Origin of the sequence: Leucobacter aridicollis (assembly GCF_013409595.1) — a bacterium.
GTDB lineage: Bacteria > Actinomycetota > Actinomycetes > Actinomycetales > Microbacteriaceae > Leucobacter > Leucobacter aridicollis.
This window is the reverse complement of record NZ_JACCBD010000001.1, coordinates 3475500-3494623: the sequence shown is the minus strand read 5'-3', so window position 1 is coordinate 3494623 and position 19124 is coordinate 3475500. Positions and strand designations below refer to the sequence as shown.

Annotated in this window: 18 protein-coding genes and 1 pseudogene; 9 read left to right on the top strand and 10 right to left on the bottom strand. The window is 63.7% G+C overall.

Features of this window, described 5'->3' with window-relative positions; genetic code table 11:
• Positions 1–4: 4 nt before the first annotated feature.
• The 7 genes from BJ960_RS16075 to dnaA form a co-directional block, all read right to left on the bottom strand.
• Positions 5–412 (bottom strand): DUF3566 domain-containing protein, encoded by a 408-nt coding sequence (locus tag BJ960_RS16075; RefSeq protein ID WP_119285402.1) that lies wholly within the window; start codon positions 410–412, stop codon positions 5–7.
• Positions 405–2993: a DNA gyrase subunit A gene (gene gyrA / locus BJ960_RS16070; RefSeq protein ID WP_185988023.1), complete on the bottom strand. Its 2589-nt coding sequence runs from the start codon at positions 2991–2993 to the stop codon at positions 405–407. The genes BJ960_RS16075 and gyrA overlap by 8 nt, the downstream gene beginning before the upstream one ends.
• On the bottom strand, positions 2971–4962 hold the full coding sequence (gene gyrB, locus BJ960_RS16065) for a DNA topoisomerase (ATP-hydrolyzing) subunit B (protein WP_185988022.1): 1992 nt from the start codon (positions 4960–4962) through the stop codon (positions 2971–2973). Before gyrB ends, gyrA begins: the two co-directional genes overlap by 23 nt.
• A 176-nt stretch (positions 4963–5138) precedes the next feature.
• The gene (locus BJ960_RS16060) at positions 5139–5468 is read right to left on the bottom strand and encodes a DciA family protein (protein WP_220663535.1); all 330 of its coding nucleotides are present in this window, start codon (positions 5466–5468) and stop codon (positions 5139–5141) included.
• A 148-nt stretch (positions 5469–5616) separates the two neighbouring features.
• Positions 5617–6792 (bottom strand): DNA replication/repair protein RecF, encoded by a 1176-nt coding sequence (gene recF / locus BJ960_RS16055; RefSeq protein ID WP_185988021.1) that lies wholly within the window; start codon positions 6790–6792, stop codon positions 5617–5619.
• A gap of 3 nt (positions 6793–6795) precedes the next feature.
• Entirely contained in the window at positions 6796–7938 is a 1143-nt protein-coding gene (dnaN, locus tag BJ960_RS16050; protein WP_121074799.1) for a DNA polymerase III subunit beta, read from the bottom strand.
• A 347-nt stretch (positions 7939–8285) separates the two neighbouring features.
• Positions 8286–9707 carry a chromosomal replication initiator protein DnaA gene (gene dnaA, locus BJ960_RS16045; protein ID WP_121074801.1) on the bottom strand — a complete coding sequence of 474 codons (1422 nt, stop codon included), beginning with the start codon at positions 9705–9707 and terminating at the stop codon, positions 8286–8288.
• Positions 9708–9986: 279 nt separating this feature from the next.
• Here dnaA and rpmH point away from each other — a divergent pair, with 279 nt between their 5' ends.
• The 9 genes from rpmH to BJ960_RS16000 all read left to right on the top strand — a co-directional run bounded on the left by rpmH (position 9987) and on the right by BJ960_RS16000 (position 15326).
• Positions 9987–10124, top strand: coding sequence for a 50S ribosomal protein L34 (rpmH, locus tag BJ960_RS16040; protein WP_121074804.1), 138 nt, complete (start codon positions 9987–9989; stop codon positions 10122–10124).
• Positions 10125–10144: 20 nt separating this feature from the next.
• A complete protein-coding gene (rnpA, locus tag BJ960_RS16035; protein WP_185988020.1) occupies positions 10145–10495 on the top strand; it encodes a ribonuclease P protein component in 351 nt (116 codons plus the stop codon).
• Positions 10495–10803, top strand: a complete 309-nt coding sequence (gene yidD, locus BJ960_RS16030; RefSeq protein ID WP_121074810.1) for a membrane protein insertion efficiency factor YidD — start codon at positions 10495–10497, stop codon at positions 10801–10803. The genes rnpA and yidD overlap by 1 nt, the downstream gene beginning before the upstream one ends.
• Positions 10804–10807: 4 nt before the next feature.
• Positions 10808–11749, top strand: coding sequence for a membrane protein insertase YidC (gene yidC / locus BJ960_RS16025; RefSeq protein WP_121074813.1), 942 nt, complete (start codon positions 10808–10810; stop codon positions 11747–11749).
• 8 nt (positions 11750–11757) lie between these two features.
• On the top strand, positions 11758–12255 hold the full coding sequence (locus BJ960_RS16020; protein WP_121074816.1) for a Jag family protein: 498 nt from the start codon (positions 11758–11760) through the stop codon (positions 12253–12255).
• 74 nt (positions 12256–12329) lie between these two features.
• Positions 12330–12929 carry a 16S rRNA (guanine(527)-N(7))-methyltransferase RsmG gene (gene rsmG / locus BJ960_RS16015; RefSeq protein ID WP_185988345.1) on the top strand — a complete coding sequence of 200 codons (600 nt, stop codon included), beginning with the start codon at positions 12330–12332 and terminating at the stop codon, positions 12927–12929.
• Complete coding sequence (locus BJ960_RS16010; RefSeq protein WP_121074819.1) at positions 12922–13824, top strand: ParA family protein; 903 nt, start codon at positions 12922–12924, stop codon at positions 13822–13824. The genes rsmG and BJ960_RS16010 overlap by 8 nt, the downstream gene beginning before the upstream one ends.
• Positions 13821–14804, top strand: a complete 984-nt coding sequence (locus BJ960_RS16005; protein WP_121074821.1) for a ParB/RepB/Spo0J family partition protein — start codon at positions 13821–13823, stop codon at positions 14802–14804. The genes BJ960_RS16010 and BJ960_RS16005 overlap by 4 nt, the downstream gene beginning before the upstream one ends.
• A gap of 63 nt (positions 14805–14867) precedes the next feature.
• A complete protein-coding gene (locus BJ960_RS16000) occupies positions 14868–15326 on the top strand; it encodes an SRPBCC family protein (RefSeq protein WP_185988019.1) in 459 nt (152 codons plus the stop codon).
• Positions 15327–15402: 76 nt separating this feature from the next.
• Here the strand turns inward: BJ960_RS16000 and trxA are convergent.
• From trxA to BJ960_RS15985, 3 genes and pseudogenes are all read right to left on the bottom strand, one after another.
• A pseudogene (trxA, locus tag BJ960_RS15995) lies at positions 15403–15756 on the bottom strand (thioredoxin); the annotation flags it as partial.
• Complete coding sequence (gene trxB / locus BJ960_RS15990) at positions 15756–16709, bottom strand: thioredoxin-disulfide reductase (protein WP_185988018.1); 954 nt, start codon at positions 16707–16709, stop codon at positions 15756–15758. The pseudogene trxA and the gene trxB, both read right to left, overlap by 1 nt.
• A 59-nt stretch (positions 16710–16768) precedes the next feature.
• On the bottom strand, positions 16769–19096 hold the full coding sequence (locus BJ960_RS15985) for a DUF6049 family protein (RefSeq protein ID WP_185988017.1): 2328 nt from the start codon (positions 19094–19096) through the stop codon (positions 16769–16771).
• Between the last annotated feature and the right edge of the window lie 28 nt (positions 19097–19124).

Genomic DNA, 19124 nt, shown 5'->3' with positions numbered 1-19124 from the left:
GGGCCTAATTGCTCGAAAAACCGAGCTGGAATCCACCGAGAACGCGCACGAGCAGGTTGTACACGAGCGATCCGATGGCACCGAGAGCCGTGCCGACGATGGTGTTCAGCACACCGACGACAACCGAGAAGAAGGCCACCTGCGGGAAGCCGATGAAATTCATCAGGCTGTTCTCTTCGCCGACGATGTCCATAAAGAGCGCGTCGATGCGACCGAACACTCCAGTTGTCTGGAGCACGACATACACGAGGATCGCCGTCACGATCCCGACGATGGCGAGACAGATGGACACGAGGAAGGAGAACTTCACGGCCGACCAGAAGTCGACGTACACAAGCTTCAGGCGGACCTGCTTCGCCGGTGCTTTCTTGCGAGTCTTCTTCGCAAGCCGGTCTGCGACTGTGTTACTCATTCACGTCTTCCTTGTCTACGGAGTTCTCCGCGTCGGACTCCTCCGAGTCCCCATCGTCGATACCGCGTTCGGCGTTTCGGGCGATCCCAATAATACGATCCCCTTCTGGGAAGCGAGCGAACACCACTCCCATGGTGTTTCGTCCCTTCGCCGGCACCTCAGCGACGCCGGATCGAACCACCTTACCGCTCGCGAGCACGACAAGCACTTCGTCGCCCTCGTCGACGATAAAGCCGCCGGCGAGATCACCGCGGGTCTCGTCGAGCTTCGCGACCTTGATGCCGTAGCCACCGCGCTGCTGGACGCGGTACTCGTTGACCGCCGTGCGCTTCGCATAGCCACCCTCGGTGACGACAAAGACGTAGCCTTCGTCATCGCTGAGGCGGGAGGCTGCGAGGAGGGAGTCGCCGTCGCGGAAGTTCATGCCCCGGACGCCGCTCGTCGACCTTCCCATCGGGCGAAGTGCCTGATCAGTGGCCGTAAATCGCACCGACATTCCCTGCCGCGAAATCAGCAAGATGTCGTCCTCTGCGCCTGCGATAAGTGCCTGGACGAGTTCGTCGCCCTCGCGGAGCTTGATCGCAATGATGCCACCGGTTCGGTTGGTGTCGTACTCAGTGAGCGGCGTCTTCTTGACGAGCCCGTCGCGAGTCGCGAGCAGGAGGTAACTCGCATCGTCGTACTGCCGCAGATCGAGGATCTGCGTGACCTGCTCGTCAGGCGCGAGCGCCAGCAGGTTCGCGAGATGCTGGCCCTTCGCATCGCGGCCGCCCTCGGCTACTTCGTACGCCTTCGCACGGTACACGCGGCCCGTGTTCGTGAAGAACAACAGCCAGTGATGCGTCGTCGTGACAAAGAAGTGTTCAACGATGTCATCCGCGCGCAGTTGCGCGCCGCGGACGCCCTTTCCGCCTCGGTGCTGCGACCGGTAGTTGTCGATGCGCGTCCGCTTCACGTACCCGCCGCGAGTAACGGTGATGACCATTTCCTCTTCGGGGATGAGGTCTTCCATCGACATGTCGCCGTCGTAGCCATGCAGAATTGTCGTTCGGCGATCGTCGCCGTACCGGGTGACGAGCTCGTCGAGCTCCTCCACGATAATTCCGCGCTGCTGCTCCGGCGACGCGAGGATACCCTCGTACTCCTTGATCTGCGCCTCGAGCTTCGCGGCGAGGTCGAGAATCTTCTGTCGTTCGAGCGCTGCCAGGCGACGGAGCTGCATCGCGAGGATCGCGTCCGCCTGGATCTGGTCGACACCGAGGAGGCTCATCAGGCCCTCACGTGCGTCATCGACAGTCGAAGAACGCCTGATCAGCGCGATAACCTCGTCGAGCGCGTCGAGCGCCTTCAGGTAGCCGCGCTGAATGTGGGCCTCGGCCTCTGCTTTCTGCAGGCGGAACTGGGTGCGGCGAACGATGACCTCGATCTGGTGCTTCACCCAATACGTGATGAAGCCGTCGATCGCGAGCGTCCGCGGTACGCCATCGACGATGGCGAGCATGTTTGCGCCAAAGTTCTCTTGCAGCTGCGTGTGCTTGTACAGGTTGTTGAGGACAACCTTCGGAATCGCGTCACGCTTCATCACGATGACAAGACGCTGGCCCGTGCGACCACTCGTTTCATCACGGATGTCCGCGATGCCCTGGACCTTGCCTTCCTTCACCAGGTCGGCAATCTTCACGGCAAGGTTGTCAGGATTGACCTGGTAGGGCAGCTCGGTGACGACGAGGCAGGTCCGACCCTGAATCTCTTCGATGTTCACGACTGCGCGCATCTTGATCGACCCACGGCCGGTGCGGTATGCGTCGCGGATACCGCTCGTGCCGAGGATCTGCGCACCAGTCGGGAAGTCGGGGCCGCTGATGCGCTCCATGAGGGCGTCGAACAGCTCCTCGCGCGTCGCATCCGGGTTCTCCAGATGCCACTTTGCCCCTGCCGCAACCTCGCGGAGGTTGTGGGGCGGGATGTTCGTCGCCATGCCCACGGCGATGCCGACCGAGCCGTTGACGAGCAGGTTCGGGAAGCGTGCGGTGAGCACCGTTGGCTCTTGCGTGCGGCCGTCGTAGTTGTCCTGGAAATCGACAGTGTCCTCGTCGATATCCCGCACCATCTCCATGGCGAGCGGGGACATTTTGGTCTCGGTGTAACGGTGTGCGGCAGCGCCGTCGTTGCCAGGCGAGCCGAAGTTGCCCTGGCCGAGCGCAAGCGGGTAACGGAGCGACCACGGCTGCACGAGGCGAACGAGTGAGTCGTACACTGCTGTGTCGCCGTGGGGGTGGAACTGGCCCATGACGTCACCGATGACACGGGTGCACTTCGAGAAGGCCTTGTCCGGCCGGTATCCCCCGTCGTACATCGTGTAAATCACGCGGCGGTGGACCGGCTTCAGGCCGTCACGGACGTCAGGCAGCGCACGCCCGACAATGACGCTCATGGCGTAGTCGAGGTATGAGCGCTGCATCTCGACGTTGAGCTCGACCTGGTCGATGCGACCGTGGTTTGGCTCGATCGCCGGCTCGTCCCGAGCCTCGTCGGTCACGTCTTCTGGGGTGGTGTTTTCAGATGTCAAGGAAGCGCACATCCTTCGCGTTCTGCTGAATAAAGCTGCGGCGTGCCTCTACGTCTTCACCCATCAGCGTGGAGAAGACCTCATCAGCAATTGCCGCATCGTCCATGGTGACCTGCAGCAGCGTGCGGGTCTCCGGGTTCATCGTGGTGTCCCACAGCTCTTCGTGGTTCATCTCGCCGAGACCCTTGTAGCGCTGAACGCCGCTCTCCTTCTGGAGGCGGCGGCCGGCGGCCGCGCCAGCCTCAAGTCGCTCGTCGCGTTCTGCGTCGCTGTACACGTACTCGTGTTCGGCGTTCGTCCATTTGATGCGATACAGCGGAGGCTGAGCGAGGAAAACGTAGCCCAGATCGATGAGCGGGCGCATGTACCGGAACAGGAGGGTCAAGAGCAGCGTCGTAATGTGCTGACCGTCGACATCGGCGTCCGCCATCAGGACGATCTTGTGGTACCGAACCTTCTCAGGATCGAACTCCTCGCCAATGCCGGCGCCGAAGGCCGTGATCATGGCCTGGACCTCTGCGTTGCCGAGCGCGCGGTCGAGACGGGCCTTCTCCACGTTCAGAATCTTCCCTCTGAGCGGGAGAATTGCCTGAGTCTCGGGATTTCGACCGGTCTTGGCCGAGCCGCCTGCGGAGTCGCCCTCCACGATGAAGATCTCGGAGACCGTCGGGTCCTTGCTCGTGCAGTCTGAGAGCTTGCCCGGCATACCGCCCGACTCGAGCAGGCCCTTGCGGCGCGCGGTCTCACGCGCCTTGCGGGCCGCGAGGCGCGCGGAGGCGGCCTGGATCGACTTGCGGATGATGTCTTTCGCGGGGCCCGGGTTGCGTTCAAACCAATCACCGAGCTGATCGCCGACGACCTTTTGCACGAATGCCTTGGCCTCGGTATTGCCGAGCTTGGTCTTCGTCTGCCCCTCGAACTGCGGCTCGCCGAGCTTCACTGACACAACTGCGGTGAGCCCCTCGCGAACGTCTTCGCCCGAGAGGTTATCGTCCTTCTCTCGAAGGATGTTCTTCTCACGTGCGTAGCGGTTCACGAGCGTTGTCAACGCCGCACGGAACCCCTCCTCATGGGTGCCACCCTCATGGGTGTTGATCGTGTTCGCGTAGGTGTGAACGCTCTCCGAGTACGACGTCGTCCACTGCATCGCAACCTCGGCCGAGATCTTGCGCTCCGGATCCTCGAGCTCGAAGGAGATGATCTCTTCATTCACGAGCTCGGCGCGCTTAGCGGTGTTGAGGTGCTGAACGTAGTCTTCGATGCCTCGCTCGTACATGAACTCGTCCGAGGGTGCGTCGGGCTCGACAAGCTCACCGCTCTCGTTCTCAACAGGTTCTTGTGGCCGCTCGTCAGTGAGGGTGATCTTCAGGCCCTTGTTAAGGAAGGCCATTTGCTGGAACCGGGTCCGAAGGGTCTGGTAGTCAAACTCGGTGGTTTCGAAAATCTCAGCGCTCGGCCAGAACGAGATAGCAGTACCCGTCTCGTCAGTGGGCTCCCCCTGCGCGAGAGGCGCGTCCGGGACGGAGTTCGTGAAGGACATGTTCCACGTGAAACCTTGTCGCATGACCGAGACATCGAAGCGCGTGGAGAGCGCGTTGACCACCGACGACCCGACGCCGTGCAACCCGCCGGAGACAGCATAGCCGCCGCCGCCAAACTTGCCGCCGGCGTGCAGAACGGTGAGCACGACCTCGACCGTTGAGCGACCCTCGGTGGGGTGCATATCAACGGGGATCCCGCGTCCGTTATCGATAACGCGCACTCCCCCGTCCTTCAGGATCGTCACGTTGATCGTGTCGCAGTGCCCGGCGAGCGCCTCATCCACCGAGTTGTCGACGATCTCGTACACGAGGTGATGCAGGCCACGTGGGCCGGTTGAGCCGATATACATACCGGGCCGCTTGCGGACGGCTTCGAGTCCCTCAAGGACCTGGATCTCTCCAGCGCCGTATTCTTCAGCCGCAGTCTGTTCTAAAGTCATTTTCTAATGCACACTCTCCCGGATAACCACGGGCCATTTTTGGCCTGAGGCACACTTCACCCCAACTCTATCAAGAATCGGCCCGCAAAACGGCTTTCTCGGGCGTCTGGTGGCCGTTTTTTTGGAAGGATCGTCCCCGAAGAAACACCACATCTGCTGCCAGGGCGCCGAGACTGCTATCCGTAGGTGTCCCTCGGCCCGCGTCCGGGCACGACGCGAGGCCCGTGACGCCAGGACGGAGCGCCTGGAGCTCGGAAGCGAAGGTCCCGAATCTCTGAGTCCGGGTACTCGGTGAGGAGTCTGGTGAGCATCTCGGCGCGGAGCCGACGCAATTCTGTGGCCCAGGTCGTCGAATCGCACTGGATCTCAAGTACGCCATCCCGAATGCCGGTGACGGTTGTGTGCTCCGCGGTGGCCGTGCCAACGAACGCGGGCCACTCCTCAATGATTCGTGCCTGCTCGAGTTCACTCGACCACCCCATGTCCACGACGACAGATTCCAGCACAATACCCAGTGATCGCGGATCCCTGCCACCCCCAAAGGGGCGAGACAGTGGGTCGTCCCCCGCCCGCCGTGGGCGCCGCCGCTGGATCTTCCCCCGCCATACACTTTTGGCCCTGAGGTACGCCGCCGTGGAGAATGAGTCGGCCGGGCTACTCATCGTCGGCTCGATCTCTGAGCGTTCCCGCGGAGACTTCGATTCGATGCCAGGGAAGCCCGTCAGGAACGTCGCCCTCCACCGCGGCGGTCACAATCACCTGCTCGAACTCACTCACGACCGCCATCAGTCGCTCCCGGCGCCCGCGGTCGAGCTCCGCAAAGACGTCATCAAGGATGATGACAGGGTCCCCCGCGGGCGATTCGGCCCGAATAACGCTCGCGAGCGCAATCTTCAGGGAAAGCGCGAACGACCAGGACTCGCCGTGACTCGCGTACCCGCGGACCGGCAGCGCGTTCAGGGTGAGCAACAGGTCATCGCGATGGGGCCCCACGAGCGTCACGCCACGCTCGATCTCTCTCGCGCGCACCGATTCGAGCACCCTGCGAAAGTCCGTAGCGAGCGTTTCACGTGAAACTTCCACGTCCGCGCCGGGCGCCGGCGTTCCACGTGAAACATCGTCGAGCTCTTCGTAGACTGACTCGTGCAGCGAGAGCCCCGGCGAGTGATCTGCATCGACAAGGTTTGAATATGCCTCAACGAGCGGGTTGCGCAGATCCGCAATGAGCTCCCGCCGGGCAAGCATGATCTTCACTCCGTGCTCAATCAGCTGCTCGTCCCAGATGCCGAGCGTTGCCTGCAGGGCCGCACTCCCCCGCGAGGCCGACCGGGCCGACTTCAAGAGCGACGTGCGCTGACGGACGACGCGTTCGTAGTCTGAAAGCACACCCGCCGCGACCGGGAGTCTTGCGGTCAGGGCGTCGTCCATGAATCTCCGACGACCCGCTGGCTCCCCGCGAACGATACTCAAGTCCTCGGGGGCGAACATGATTGAGGTGAACCAGCGCGTCAGCTCTCGAGAGCGTACGACGTTTCCGTTCACCTGCGCGCGGTTCGCGCCGACCCGATTGAGCTGTGTTTCAAGCAACACGTCACGATCGCCAGCAGCAACTCGCATCCGCAGGATGGCCGCGGGCTGCTCGGCGCGGATCATCGCCGAATCGCTGGAAACTCGGTGCGATCTCAGCGTCGCGAAGTAGGAGATCGCTTCGACGAGGTTGGTCTTGCCTTGGCCGTTTTTGCCAACGATGAGGTTCGGGCCCGCATGCAGTGCAAGCTCGGCGGCTGCGTAATTCCGAAAGTCGCCGAGAGAAAGATGAGCGACCCTCATGGCCTAGCGGAGCAGTAGGTTTGGCTGCAACAGGTAACGGAAGCTGGCGTCGTCGGCCTCTTCTTTGCTGCGCTGGCTCGTGATGAGCACCGGGCCGGGCTTACCCGGGTTATCGGTTCGCGTAAACGCGATTCGCGCAAACTCGGAATGGGTCGAGCGAAGGCCGTCAAGCAAGAACTGCGGCTTGAGCGAGACGATCATCTCGTCTCCCTGCAGGTGGACGTCAACGCTTTCGACGGCCTGAGCCGACTCAGTGCCGGCTGCCTCCAGCATGACTGCTCCCTCGGCGAACGAGAACCGCAGCGCGGCCTCACGCTCAAGAACGAGGCCAACACGACCCACTGCCTCGATGAGCTCGGCGGTGTTCACCACTGCGTAGTTATCGACGTTCTCGGGAAAGAGTCGCCCAACGGGAGGATAGTTGCCCTTGATGAGCAGCGATGTGACGGTCTTGCTACCGCCAGTGAACGCGATGAGCTCGCGCTCGCCGTCCTTCACAATGGTAATGCGTACTTCACCGTCATTCGAGAAGGTCTTTCCGACCTCGGTAACGATCTTCGACGGCACGAGGGCGCTGAGGTTCTCCCCCGCTCCGCGGTCCTCCCAATCGAGGCCACGGGTCGCAACGCGATAGCGGTCAGTTGCCGTCAGCGTCAGCGAGTTCTCGGATACTTCGAACTGGACGCCGGTGATCACTGGCGTGACATCGTCCTTTGAGGCAGCGAGGGAAACCTGGGCGACAGCGTCCGCGAAGTCCTGCGCAGGTACCGCGCCAGAAACGGAGTCGACGACCGGAACCTGTGGGTACTCCTCGACCGGCATCGCCGGGAGACTGAATGACGCACTGCCACAGCGAACCTCAACACGGCTTTCGAGCAGCGACACCTGGACGTCCGCGTGCGGAAGCCGCTGTGCGATCTCGCCAAGGAGGCGTCCAGAGACAAGAGCTCGCCCGGCCTCAGAAACGTCGGCAACAACACCCGTGCGAGCGGACACCTCGTAGTCGAACGACGAAATGGTGAGCTCGGCGTCCTCTGCGTGAAGCAGCACTCCACTCAGCAGCGGCTGAGTCGGCCGCTGAGGAAGCAACTTCACCGCGAACGACACTGCGTCGCTGAACACGTCACGGTTGACGGTGAATCGCATGTGTTTTCCCTTCGTAGGCGCACGGGGCGCCAGCCCCACAATCTTTGCACACCTTGGTGTTTGGTGAAACCGGCCGGCGCGGAGCGGAGCGTGATTGAGTCGCTTACAAGAATGAGAAATCTTGTAATAGTAATAAGTGCTGTGGAAACTGTGGATAACTCGGCCGTTCCCTTGCTGCGGCTGGAAACTACACCGGTGTGAGTTGTTTGCAAGCGGTGGATAGCTGCAGATCCGCATGAAGACGGCGAACTCACAAAAATCCTGCAATTCACAAGCGAACCCGAATCCTCCACATTTTTGAGAAGTTATCCACAGTTATCCACAGGTGGGCTGTGGGGTGTGGACGATCACCGCCCGTTCTGCCTTACTCTCGTGGTGAGTTCGGAGACCTGGTTGTACACGGAGCGGCGCTCGGTAATGAGCTGAGCGATCTTCTTGTGGGCGTACATCACGGTGGTGTGATCGCGCCCGCCGAAGAGCTGCCCGATCTTCGGCAACGACAGCTGCGTCAGCTCGCGGCACAGGTACATCGCGATCTGCCGCGCAAGCGCGATCTGCTGCGCGCGCGAGGGGCCGTACAGTTCGTCCACTGAGAGATCGAAGTACTCAGCCGTCCGGCTGATGATGTCTGTGGGCTGCACCTCGTTGTCGCTGTCGATCGAAATGAGGTCTTTCAGCACAGTCTTGACGAGGGGCATATCGATCCGCTGCCGGTTCAGGTTGGCGTATGCCGTGACGCGAATGAGTGTCCCCTCAAGCTCACGGATGTTCGACGAGAACTTTGACGCAATGAACTCGAGGATCGCGTCGTCGACGTCGAGGTGCTCGCGCTGAGCCTTCTTCCGGAGGATGGCGATTCGAGTCTCGAGGTCGGGCGCCTGAATATCTGTCAGCAGGCCCCACTCGAAACGAGACGTGATCCGCTCCTCGAAGCCGCGCAGCTGCTTCGGCTGGACATCGCTGGTGATGACCACCTGCTTGTTGTGGCTGTGCAGCGTGTTGAAGGTGTGGAAGAACGCCTCCTGCGTCTCGGCCTTGCCCTCCAGGAACTGGATGTCGTCCACGAGCAAGACGTCGACGTTGCGGTAGCGATCCTGAAACTGCGCGCCCTGATTATTCGCGATCGAGTTGATGAAGTCGTTGGTGAAGTCCTCGGAACTCACGTAGCGCACTCGGATCTCCGGGAAGAGCTCCTTCGAATAGTGACCGATCGCGTGCAACAAGTGCGTCTTGCCAAGTCCCGAATCGCCATAGATGAACAGCGGATTGTACGACTGGGCAGGCGACTCAGAGACCGCGAGCGCCGCAGCATGAGCGAGTCGGTTCGACTGGCCGATCACGAACGAATCGAAGTCGTACTTCTCATTGAGGTGTGGATCCTCGTAGGGCACAGCCGCGGCATGTCGGCTCCGCGGCTCCTGGATCGGTCGCTCCACCCGCGCGGGGGCGGGCGGGGACACAAACTCGGTGCGCTCCAGCGCCTCAGGTTCAGGCGCCGGAACGGCATCCTCATCGACGATCACGACGAAGTTATCGATGCTCTCCGCGGTGGTGAGACCGGCGAGCGCCCCCATGATCGGGGGCCGCAAGCGGCCGTCAAGCAGCTTCAGCGTGAAATCGGTCTGGACCGCGAGGTACAGCGTGCCGGCTGCGACGCCCCTCGGAGTAGCGAGCAACAGCTGCGCTCCGTAGACGGGTCCAACGGAGAGATCAGCGTTGACATGACGCTTAATCTCTTCCCAGAGTTCGGTGAGTTCTTCGTCAGACATCTACTTCTTCTTGGTGCTTTGGGGGTACGACAGGGGCGAGGTTATCCACAGCTAAGTGTACCCATTGGCGCGAAATCTATGCGCTCACCCGCACATTATCCACAGGTTCGCGCTCCCCTGTATGTAACTCCTGAAAGACCAGACTTTGACGCGCCGGGATTATCGGCGTAAAGTAAGTACCTTGTATGGGCAGCAGCTCGTTTCTCGCTTGCCCAAAACCGACTTTCCCTGGGTCGTAACCCTGGGGATTCATACCATAAAGTCACGGAGTTTTGAACTATGAGCAAGCGTACCTTCCAGCCCAACAACCGCCGCCGCGCAAAGGTCCACGGTTTCCGTGCACGTATGCGCACCCGTGCAGGCCGCGCAATTCTGACCGCGCGCCGTGGCAAGGGCCGCGCAAAGCTTTCCGCGTAGTCTCTGGCCTTCGAGTCATCATGCCGGCTCGGCATCATCGGGTGACTCGTGGCGAGGACTATCGCCGAGTCGTCAGAACAGGGAACCGCGTAGGTGGTGCATTGTGCATTACCTACGCGGTTCCTCGTTCTGTCGGCGATGACCAGGAAGCTCCCGCTCGATTCGGCTTCATCATCTCGAAGGCGGTGGGGAACGCAGTCATGCGTAACCTCATCCGTCGCCGCATGAAGAGTGTGGCCGACGAGTTCATCCGAGATGGCGTCACAGGCGTCGATGTGGTCTTCCGCGCGCTACCCAAATCAGCCTCCGCCTCGTTCAATGAGATCAGACGAGAGATGCAGCGAGCAGTCCGCAAGATTCGGTCCGAGTGATGAAACGGCTCGCCCTCGAACTCTGGCTGCTTCCCCGCAACGCCGCCATCGGAATCATGAAGCTGTACCGGCGCGTGATTTCGCCGCTCTACGGCGATGTCTGCAGGTATTATCCATCGTGTTCCCGGTACTCTATGGAGGCGTATCAGCAGCGCGGGTTCCTCGTCGGACTCGGGCTAACGATCTGGCGGTTACTCCGTTGTAACCCGTTCAGTGCTGGCGGTATCGATGACGTGCCCCAGCGTAGCGCCATGAACTTTGACATACACCCCAGCGGCTTCGTCCGCCCACGCATCCGAAAGGCCTGATCCAGTGAACTTCTTTGAGACCATTCTCTGGCCACTTAGGTGGCTGGTTGAGGTCGTCCTCGTGCTCTGGCATCAACTCTTCACCATGCTCGGCATGAGTGCCGAGAGTGGCCTGACGTGGGTGCTTTCGATTATCGGCCTCGTGGTCGTTGTCCGCTCGGCGCTCATTCCCGTGACCGTTCGCCAGATCAAGTCGCAGCGCCGGATGATGGACATCCAGCCCGAGATGAAGAAGATTCAGGCGAAGTACAAGGGCAAGAACGATCAGTTCTCGCGCGAGGCGATGAGTCGCGAGACCATGGCGCTCTACAAGAAGCACGGCACCAATCCGTTCTCCTCGTGCCTGCCGATCCTGATCCAGATGCCTGTCTTCTTCTCGCTCTTCTACGTGCTGCGGAAGGCGTCGGAGAACACTGTCGGTATCGGTCTCATGGACCGCGAGCTCACCGACAGCTTCAACCAGGCCTCGATCTTCGGCGCTCCCCTGAAGATGAACTTCACCCAGGGATGGGAGTCGCAGAACTGGGTGGTTGTCGGCCTGCTCGGTACCATCGTGGTGCTCATGATCGCGTCGCAGTTCTTCACCCAGCTGCAGATCATGTCGAAGAACGTCTCCGATGAGACGAAGAACTCGCCGATGTACCGCCAGCAGAAGATCCTGCTCTACATCATCCCGTTCGCGTTCCTGTTCTCTGGCGTCACCTTCCCGCTCGCGCTCAACATCTACTGGATGACCTCGAACATCTGGACGATGGCCCAGCAGGGCATCGTGATCAACACCATGCCGAACCCGGGCTCCGAGGCGTGGCGTGCACGCCAGGCTCGCTTGAAGGCAAAGGGTAAGCTGACTGAGGATGCTCCCGAAGCCGCCAACGACGCATCGCCGCAGCAGCACGGGCAGCGTCAGCAGCCCATCAGCGCAAAGCGCGCCAAGAAGAAGAAGTGAGGACGGCCGTGACTGAAGAGCGCGAAGTCGTAGAGACCGAGGAGCTGAGCCTCGAGACGCTCGAGGCCGACGGTGATCTCGCCGCCGACTACCTCGAGGGCCTCCTGGACATTGCAGACCTCGACGGCGATCTCGACATCACCGTCGAGAACGGCCGTGCGTACGTTTCAGTCACCGGCGGTGGCGTGAGCATCGACCGGATCGCGGCGCCCGACACCGTGCAGGCGCTGCAGGATCTCACCCGGTTGGCCGTTCAGGCGAAGACCGGCCGCTTCTCGCGCCTCATCATTGACGTGGCGGGATCCCGGGTGGCGCGCGAAGAACAGCTCACCGGCATGGTGGATGCGGCGATCGCCCAGATCGCGGCCGGCCGCGAAGAGGTCCGCCTCGAGCCGATGTCCTCCTACGAGCGCAAGCTTGTGCACGACCAGGTGGCCGAGCGTGGATACCACTCGGAGTCACAGGGCGAGGGCAAAGGCCGACGTCTCGTAATCCGCGCAGCCTAGATAGGTTTCACGTGAAACAGGATGACGGGGGCCAGGGCGCCCCGCTCGAGACCGAGCCAGCCGCCGCGATCGATATGGCTGGCGCGCAGATCGATACGCTGCGCGCGTTTGCCGCCGACCTTGCGGCCCGCGGCGAGGAGCTCGGGCTCATTGGGCCACTCGAGCTGCCGCGTCTGTGGACGCGACACATTCTCAACAGCGCGGTGCTCGCCCCTCTCCTCCGCACGGGCGGACGCGTCGCCGACATCGGAACCGGTGGCGGGATGCCGGGCCTCGTGCTGGGCATCATTCGGCCCGACGTCGAAGTGTTTCTCGTGGAGCCGATGGAGCGGCGGTGCGCGTGGCTGAACGAGCAGATTGAGCGCCTCGAGCTGACGAACACCCACGTGAAGCGGGGCAGGGCCGAGGAATTCCACGGCGCATTCGAAGCGGATCAGATCACCGCCCGCGCCGTGACGGCGCTGAAGAAGCTCGTGCCGCTGACAGTCCCCCTGCTGCGCGAGCAGGGCGAGCTGCTGTTCCTCAAGGGCGCGGCGATTCACGACGAGATCGAGGCCGCGCAGAAGGTGCTGCGCAAGCACAAGGTCCGCGACATTGAGGTCCTCGAACTCGGCGCCGAACAACTTGCTGAGAGCACCCGGGTCTTCCGCGCTAAAGTAGGTACTCATGGCTGAGAAACCACTTGTCGCCGACCATCTCGAAGACAAGATCAAGCGCCGCAAGAGACTCGCGAGCACGCCGTCTCCCCTGCCCGCCGAGACCCGGATCATTACGGTCTCGAACCAAAAGGGTGGCGTCGGAAAGACCACGACGACGGTGAACCTCGCGTCCGCTCTCGCCCGGCGCGGCGCGAACGTCCTGGTCATCGACCTCGACCCGCAGGGCAACGCATCGACAGCCCTCGGTGTCCCCCACCGGCCAGAGATCACGAGCGTGTACGAAGTACTCCTCGGGGATGCCTCGATCGAAGAAGCGATTCAGGTGTCGAGCGATCACGAGAACCTCATGTGCGTTCCCTCGACGATTAACCTGGCCGGCGCAGAGATCGAGCTTGTCTCTCTCGTCGCACGTGAGCAGCGCCTGCGCACCGCGCTCGACGCCTTCTTGAAGGCGTCCGAGCGCGAGTACCACTACGTCTTCATCGACTGCCCTCCCTCCCTTGGACTACTCACCGTCAACGCGTTCGTCGCTGGCGGGGAGGTCCTCATCCCGATTCAGTGCGAGTACTACGCACTCGAGGGCCTGAGCCAGCTGCTCGGAAACATTCAGCTCATCCAGAAGCACCTGAACCCAGAGCTGCAGGTCTCCACGATCCTCCTCACGATGTACGACGCCCGCACGAACCTTGCTCAGGAAGTGGCGAACGAGGTCCGCCAGCACTTCCCCGAGGAAGTGCTCGACGCGGTCATCCCCAGATCAGTGCGGATCTCGGAGGCACCAAGCTACGGCCAGACTGTCCACGAGTACGACAGCAGCTCCATCGGGGCGCTCGCGTATCTTGAGGCAGCGGCTGAGGTCGCCGAACGCGGCGCGCCGACGACGAAGACAGACAAGGGAGAACAGGGATGACAGCGAAGAAGCGGAGTGGCCTGGGCCGCGGCATTGGCGCTCTGATTCCGCAGTCCCCCTCCGAGGGCGAGCGGCCCGTTGACGTGTTCTTCCCCGCGGCCGGCGCGGCAGCGGCTGCTGCAGCGAACGCGGAGGCCGCGGAGCAGGAGGCCTCGCTCGTCGATGTCCCCGGTGCGGAGCTGCGTTCGCTCAGCGTCACGGATATCGTTCCCAACAAGCTCCAGCCGCGAACTGAGTTCGATGAGGAAGCGCTCGAGGAGCTCACCCACTCGGTGCGCGAGTTTGGCGTCTTTCAGCCGATCGTGGTGCGTGAGATCTCGCCGAAGCCGCGCTCGGGCGCGAAGTACGAGCTCATCATGGGCGAGCGACGGCTCCGCGCGTCCAAGCGAGCTGGCCGCGACACGATTCCGGCAATCGTTCGCTCAACGGCCGACGAGCACATGCTGCGCGACGCGTTGCTTGAGAACCTGCACCGTGCGCAGCTGAACCCGCTCGAAGAGGCCTCCGCCTACCAGCAGCTGCTCGCCGACTTTGGCATCACCCAGGAGCAGCTCGCGGAGCGCATCGGGCGCTCCCGCCCGCAGATCTCGAACACAATTCGTCTCCTGAAGCTCCCCGAGCCCGTGCAGACCCGAGTCGCCGCCGGCGTCCTGTCTGCAGGTCACGCGCGCGCGATCCTCGCGCTCGACGGGAACGTGCAGGCGATGCAGTCGCTGTCTGATCGCATCGTCAACGAGGGCCTCTCAGTGCGTGCCGCGGAGGCGATCGCGAGCGAGACCCCCAAGCAGCGGACGCCGAAGGCTCGACCCGGTGGGGTGCAGGCGCAGCTCAGCGAGATCGCCGACAGGCTCGGCGATCGCTTCGATACGCGAGTCTCAGTCAAGCTTGGCGCCAAGAAGGGCCAGATCGCGATCGAGTTCGCGACAATCGCCGACCTCAAGCGCATCCTCGAGGAACTGGGGGATCCGGGCTTCAACTAGCCAGGACTCCGCGATCGCGGGCGGACTGAGGATTCACGCAGCCGGGGATGTTTGACTGAGCCCATGGAAGACTCAGAACGATACATTTCGGCGACAAGGTTCATCGCCGCGCCGCCCGAGACGCTCTTCGAGTTCATCGCCGACCCTGCGGTGCAGCCGAAGTGGGACGGGAACAATAACCTCTCCAGCGCGGCACCGGGGCAGCGAGTCCACGAGGCGGGCGATGTCTTCGTCATGACCAACGTCGGCGATCGCGTCCGGGAGAACCACGTCGTGGAATTCGAGGAGGGGCGCCGCATCGCGTGGCGGCCCTCCCCCGTCGGCGAGACCCCGCCCGGGCACCTCTGGCGCTGGGAGCTCGAACCGACGACCGGCGGTTCCCTCGTGCGCCACAGCTACGACTGGACGGCACTCACCGATCCGGCCCGATTCGATCGAGCCCGCGCGAACACTCCGGAGACCCTCCGCGCGTCCCTCGATCGGCTGGCGGCATTCGCCGAGGCCGCGACGACCGAGCAGTAGCATCAACGCCACCGCATACGGCTGAGGCCCCCGGACCGCGCAACGCGATCCGGGGGCCTCAGCCGTGAGCCCTGACCTAGATGATGCCGGTCAGCTCGTTCTCAATCATCTGCTTGGGCATTGCGCCGATGATCTCGTGCACCTCTTTGCCGCCCTGGAACACCTTCATCGCGGGGATCGAGGTGATGCGGTACTGCGCGGCGAGCGCCGGGTTCTCGTCGACGTTGAGCTTGGCGATGAGGAGCTTGCCCTCCTGCTCCTGCGCGATCTCGGCGAGCACCGGGGCGACGGCGCGGCACGGCCCGCACCAGGCGGCCCAGAAATCGACGAGGACGGGGACCTCGCTCTGAAGCACGACCTTCTCGAAGGTCTGCTCGTCAACGTTGATTGGCTCGTTCATGGTGAAACTCCTTCTGCTGTGATGGCTCGTTAGCCTGCGACCGCGGCGGACGCGAGCGCGTCCTCGACGGAGGCGAGGTAGCGCTCTGCGTCGAGCGCAGCGACAGTACCGGAGGCTGCGGCGGTGACGGCCTGGCGGTAGCTCGGGTCGATGACGTCGCCGGCCGCGAAGACTCCCGGAACCGACGTGAGCGACGTGCGCCCCTCGACGGCAATGGTGCCGTCCTCGGTGAGGTCGAGCTTGCCGTGCACGAGGTGCGTCCGCGGGTCGTTGCCGACGGCGACGAACAGGCCCTCAATGGGCAGCTCGCTGACCGAACCGTCGACGGTGTTGCGGAGGCTGAGGCGGTCGGCCGACGCGTCGCCGTGGATCCCGGTGACCTCGGAGTTCCAGATGAACTCGATCTTCTCGTTGTCGAACGCGCGCTGCTGCATGATCTTCGATGCCTTGAGCGAGTCGCGGCGGTGAATCACGTAGACCTTCTTCGCGAAGCGGGTGAGGAACGTTGCCTCCTCCATCGCGGAATCGCCGCCGCCGACAACCGCGATCGTCTTGTCGCGGAAGAAGAAGCCGTCGCACGTCGCGCACCACGAAACACCGTGGCCTGAGAGGCGCTCTTCGCCCTCAACGCCAAGCTTGCGGTAGGCCGAGCCTGTCGCGAAGATGATCGATCGCGCCTCGTGTACGGTGCCTGTTGTGTCGGTAACGCGCTTGATCTCGCCGGAGAAGTCCACCTCAGTGATGTCGTCGTAGACGACCTCGGTGCCGAAGCGCTCTGCCTGCTCCTGCATCTTCTGCATGAGATCGGGGCCCTGGATGCCCTCGGGGAAGCCGGGGAAGTTCTCCACCTCGGTCGTGTTCATGAGCTCGCCACCCATGCTCACCTGGCTCGCGAACAGCTGCGGCGAGAGTTCAGCTCGCGCAGCGTAGATAGCTGCAGTAAACCCGGCAGGGCCCGAGCCGATAATGATGACCTCGCGCATGATTCTCCTTATGCTGTGCCGTGTGGCTGATAGGCGGTACAACCCATCCTAAAGGCGCACTATTCCCCAGCGCTGAGTGTGCGCCGTCTGCGGATGCTCCGCCAGATACCAAAGCCAAAGAGCAGCGCCGCTGCGGTCCCGAGCAGCGCGATCGCGACGGTCTCGACCGCGCTGCTGATGGTGACCTCCAGCCGCCCAGTGGACGCCGTGTATTCGCCGTCGGCGCTCGTCACCGAGAGCAGTAGCGCCGAGTCGCCCGAGGAGACACGGCTCGTCGCCGGAACGAGCACGCGTTCGCTCGAATCCTCAGGCAGCAGGATGTCGTGGAACGTGCGTTCCGGCAGTCGGAGCGCGGCGGAGGTCGGGGAAACCTCGAGGGTGACGACGGCGTCGAACGGGAGGGAGTTGCGCAGCTGGATCGGGATCTTCGTCGAACCTCCCACGAGCTGGGCGCGTTTCGTCCCGACGAGCCTCACGCCGTCGTGGAGTTCGGCATCGCGCTTCGCGAATTGCGTGGCGGTGTCCGCGAAGTCGGCATCGGGGCCGGAGTACCGGGTGGCGAATAGCGTGAGGAGGCGCATGCGCTGGTAGCTGTCGAGGTACTCGGGGTTGACGAGTGTGGCGCGCGCCTCGAGCACGGTGGGTTCATTGCCGACCGCCTCGGCGAGCAGTTCGACACGCTCTTCGGCCGCTGTGCCTGGCTTCAGTCGGGCGTTGCCTGCGGCCTGAGCGGTGTGCGCCACCGGCTTGATCCACCGCTGCGTGGTGAGCTCCGAGATGACGCGCTCGGGGCGCTCGTTCGTCGCCGCGCCGCCGCGGTCGACGCCGAGCACGAGGCCCGCGACGTCGGCGTCGGCGGCGAGGGCGAGCCTGGCGGCTGCGCCGGCGGCGCCCAGCGCACGCTCGGCCTCGGTCTCCCCCGCCAGTGCAAGCTGGACGGCGGCGTCTAGCTCGGCGTCTGTGACGAGCGCAGTGCCGGCGTCGCCGAGTGCGGCTCGCGGTCCGCCCGTGAGTGTCACGTTGTCGGAGCGCAGCACGGTGAAGTCGAGCGCGGCCTCGCGCAGCAGGGTGAGCGTGCGGGAATCGGCCTGGCCCGGCCCGGGCCAGGCCCCGGCGAGACCGCCCGGCCAGGCGGTGAGCGCCTCGTCGGTGGGGACGGCGCCGCGCTCCTCTGGATCAGGATCGGTGTTGTCCGCCCCGGCATCGTCCGCGTCCGCGGGGTCAGTCGTGTCGCCCTCCGCGCCGGCGTCGTCCGCGTCATCAGCGGTCGTGCCCGGCGTCGTAGCGGTGCTCGCTGCCCGGTGCGCTCCGGCTGCCCCGCCGCTCGCCTCGGGAGCGTCACCCGGGGCCTCGGGTTCAGGATCTGGCTCCCACGCACCAAACCGCGTGACGAATTCGAAACCGTTTGGCCCGAGCAGTTCGGTCGCGCCCATCGCGGCCTGCGCGGCGGGATCCGCGTCGCCGAACTGCAGCATGAAGTTTGGCAGCGCGGTCGACTCGAGCCGAGCGACGAGATCCCGAGCGGCCTGTGGCGCCTCGGTGCCGTAGGCGCGAACGGCAGCGACGTACCGCGGATCGATCGCGAGCACCGACTGCGTGCGCGTGGCAAAGTCGACGAGCTCTTCGAGGCGTGGGGTCTCGCTGCCGAGCTGCGCTCGAGTCGGCAGCGATTGCACCTTGGTTGACAGCGTGAGCGGGACAATCGAGGTGAGGTCGACGGCCGCGTCGGCCTGGTGCGGACCGCTCCACACGATCGGGGTGAACGCCGACAGGCTCGCGGCGGCGCCGGAATCGCTCGCGCGGTAGGTTGCGTAGACGGGGTAGACGCCGTGCGTGGTCGGGGTGAACGCGGGGATATCCGAGAGCGGCACGGTGACGGTCGCCGTCTGCTCCTTACCTCCGGCGATGGCGTCGATGGCGGCCGTCGCAAGCACCGTGCGCAACGGTGCAGCGCTCTCGGCGGCAGCGTCGGCCCCCTGCCCACCCCCGTCAGTCTTCTCGCTCGACGCGTCGGCGTCGTCGTCGAGCGGTGGCGCGTCGGCCGTGGCCGCGAGCTCCTCGGGCCGCGGGATTGCCGAGCTCCCCGTGAGGCGGTCGCCGATGGCGAGCTCGACCGAGCCCTCGGGGGCACTCAGCTCACCGGCGTTGCGCAGCAACACGGTGAACTTCACCTCGGTTGCGCCGCTGTCGACGATTGGCGTTTCCGGAGCAACGACGAGCTCAAGACCCGGTTCGTCGGTGCGTGCGTCGCCGTCGGACTGGCCCCCGACCGGCGTCTCCGCCGAGCGCTCGGCGACAACTGCGAGGGCTCCCGGTGCGCCGCCCGCGAGCAGCGCACCGGCGATCAGCGCAGCGGTTAATGCTCTCGGTCGGCGGAGTACTCGCATGAGTGTAAGTGTAGAGATGTCTGCGCAC

Bases quoted from the DNA above. Each gene is read 5' to 3' on its own strand.
- BJ960_RS16075 (WP_119285402.1), bottom strand. From the start codon at position 412: ATGAGTAACACAGTCGCAGACCGGCTTGCGAAGAAGACTCGCAAGAAA.
- gyrA (WP_185988023.1), bottom strand. From the start codon at position 2,993: ATGTGCGCTTCCTTGACATCTGAAAACACCACCCCAGAAGACGTGACC.
- gyrB (WP_185988022.1), bottom strand. From the start codon at position 4,962: ATGACTTTAGAACAGACTGCGGCTGAAGAATACGGCGCTGGAGAGATC.
- recF (WP_185988021.1), bottom strand. From the start codon at position 6,792: ATGAGGGTCGCTCATCTTTCTCTCGGCGACTTTCGGAATTACGCAGCC.
- dnaN (WP_121074799.1), bottom strand. From the start codon at position 7,938: ATGCGATTCACCGTCAACCGTGACGTGTTCAGCGACGCAGTGTCGTTC.
- dnaA (WP_121074801.1), bottom strand. From the start codon at position 9,707: ATGTCTGACGAAGAACTCACCGAACTCTGGGAAGAGATTAAGCGTCAT.
- rpmH (WP_121074804.1), top strand. From the start codon at position 9,987: ATGAGCAAGCGTACCTTCCAGCCCAACAACCGCCGCCGCGCAAAGGTC.
- rnpA (WP_185988020.1), top strand. From the start codon at position 10,145: ATGCCGGCTCGGCATCATCGGGTGACTCGTGGCGAGGACTATCGCCGA.
- yidD (WP_121074810.1), top strand. From the start codon at position 10,495: ATGAAACGGCTCGCCCTCGAACTCTGGCTGCTTCCCCGCAACGCCGCC.
- rsmG (WP_185988345.1), top strand. From the start codon at position 12,330: ATGGCTGGCGCGCAGATCGATACGCTGCGCGCGTTTGCCGCCGACCTT.
- BJ960_RS16010 (WP_121074819.1), top strand. From the start codon at position 12,922: ATGGCTGAGAAACCACTTGTCGCCGACCATCTCGAAGACAAGATCAAG.
- BJ960_RS16005 (WP_121074821.1), top strand. From the start codon at position 13,821: ATGACAGCGAAGAAGCGGAGTGGCCTGGGCCGCGGCATTGGCGCTCTG.
- BJ960_RS16000 (WP_185988019.1), top strand. From the start codon at position 14,868: ATGGAAGACTCAGAACGATACATTTCGGCGACAAGGTTCATCGCCGCG.
- trxB (WP_185988018.1), bottom strand. From the start codon at position 16,709: ATGCGCGAGGTCATCATTATCGGCTCGGGCCCTGCCGGGTTTACTGCA.
- BJ960_RS15985 (WP_185988017.1), bottom strand. From the start codon at position 19,096: ATGCGAGTACTCCGCCGACCGAGAGCATTAACCGCTGCGCTGATCGCC.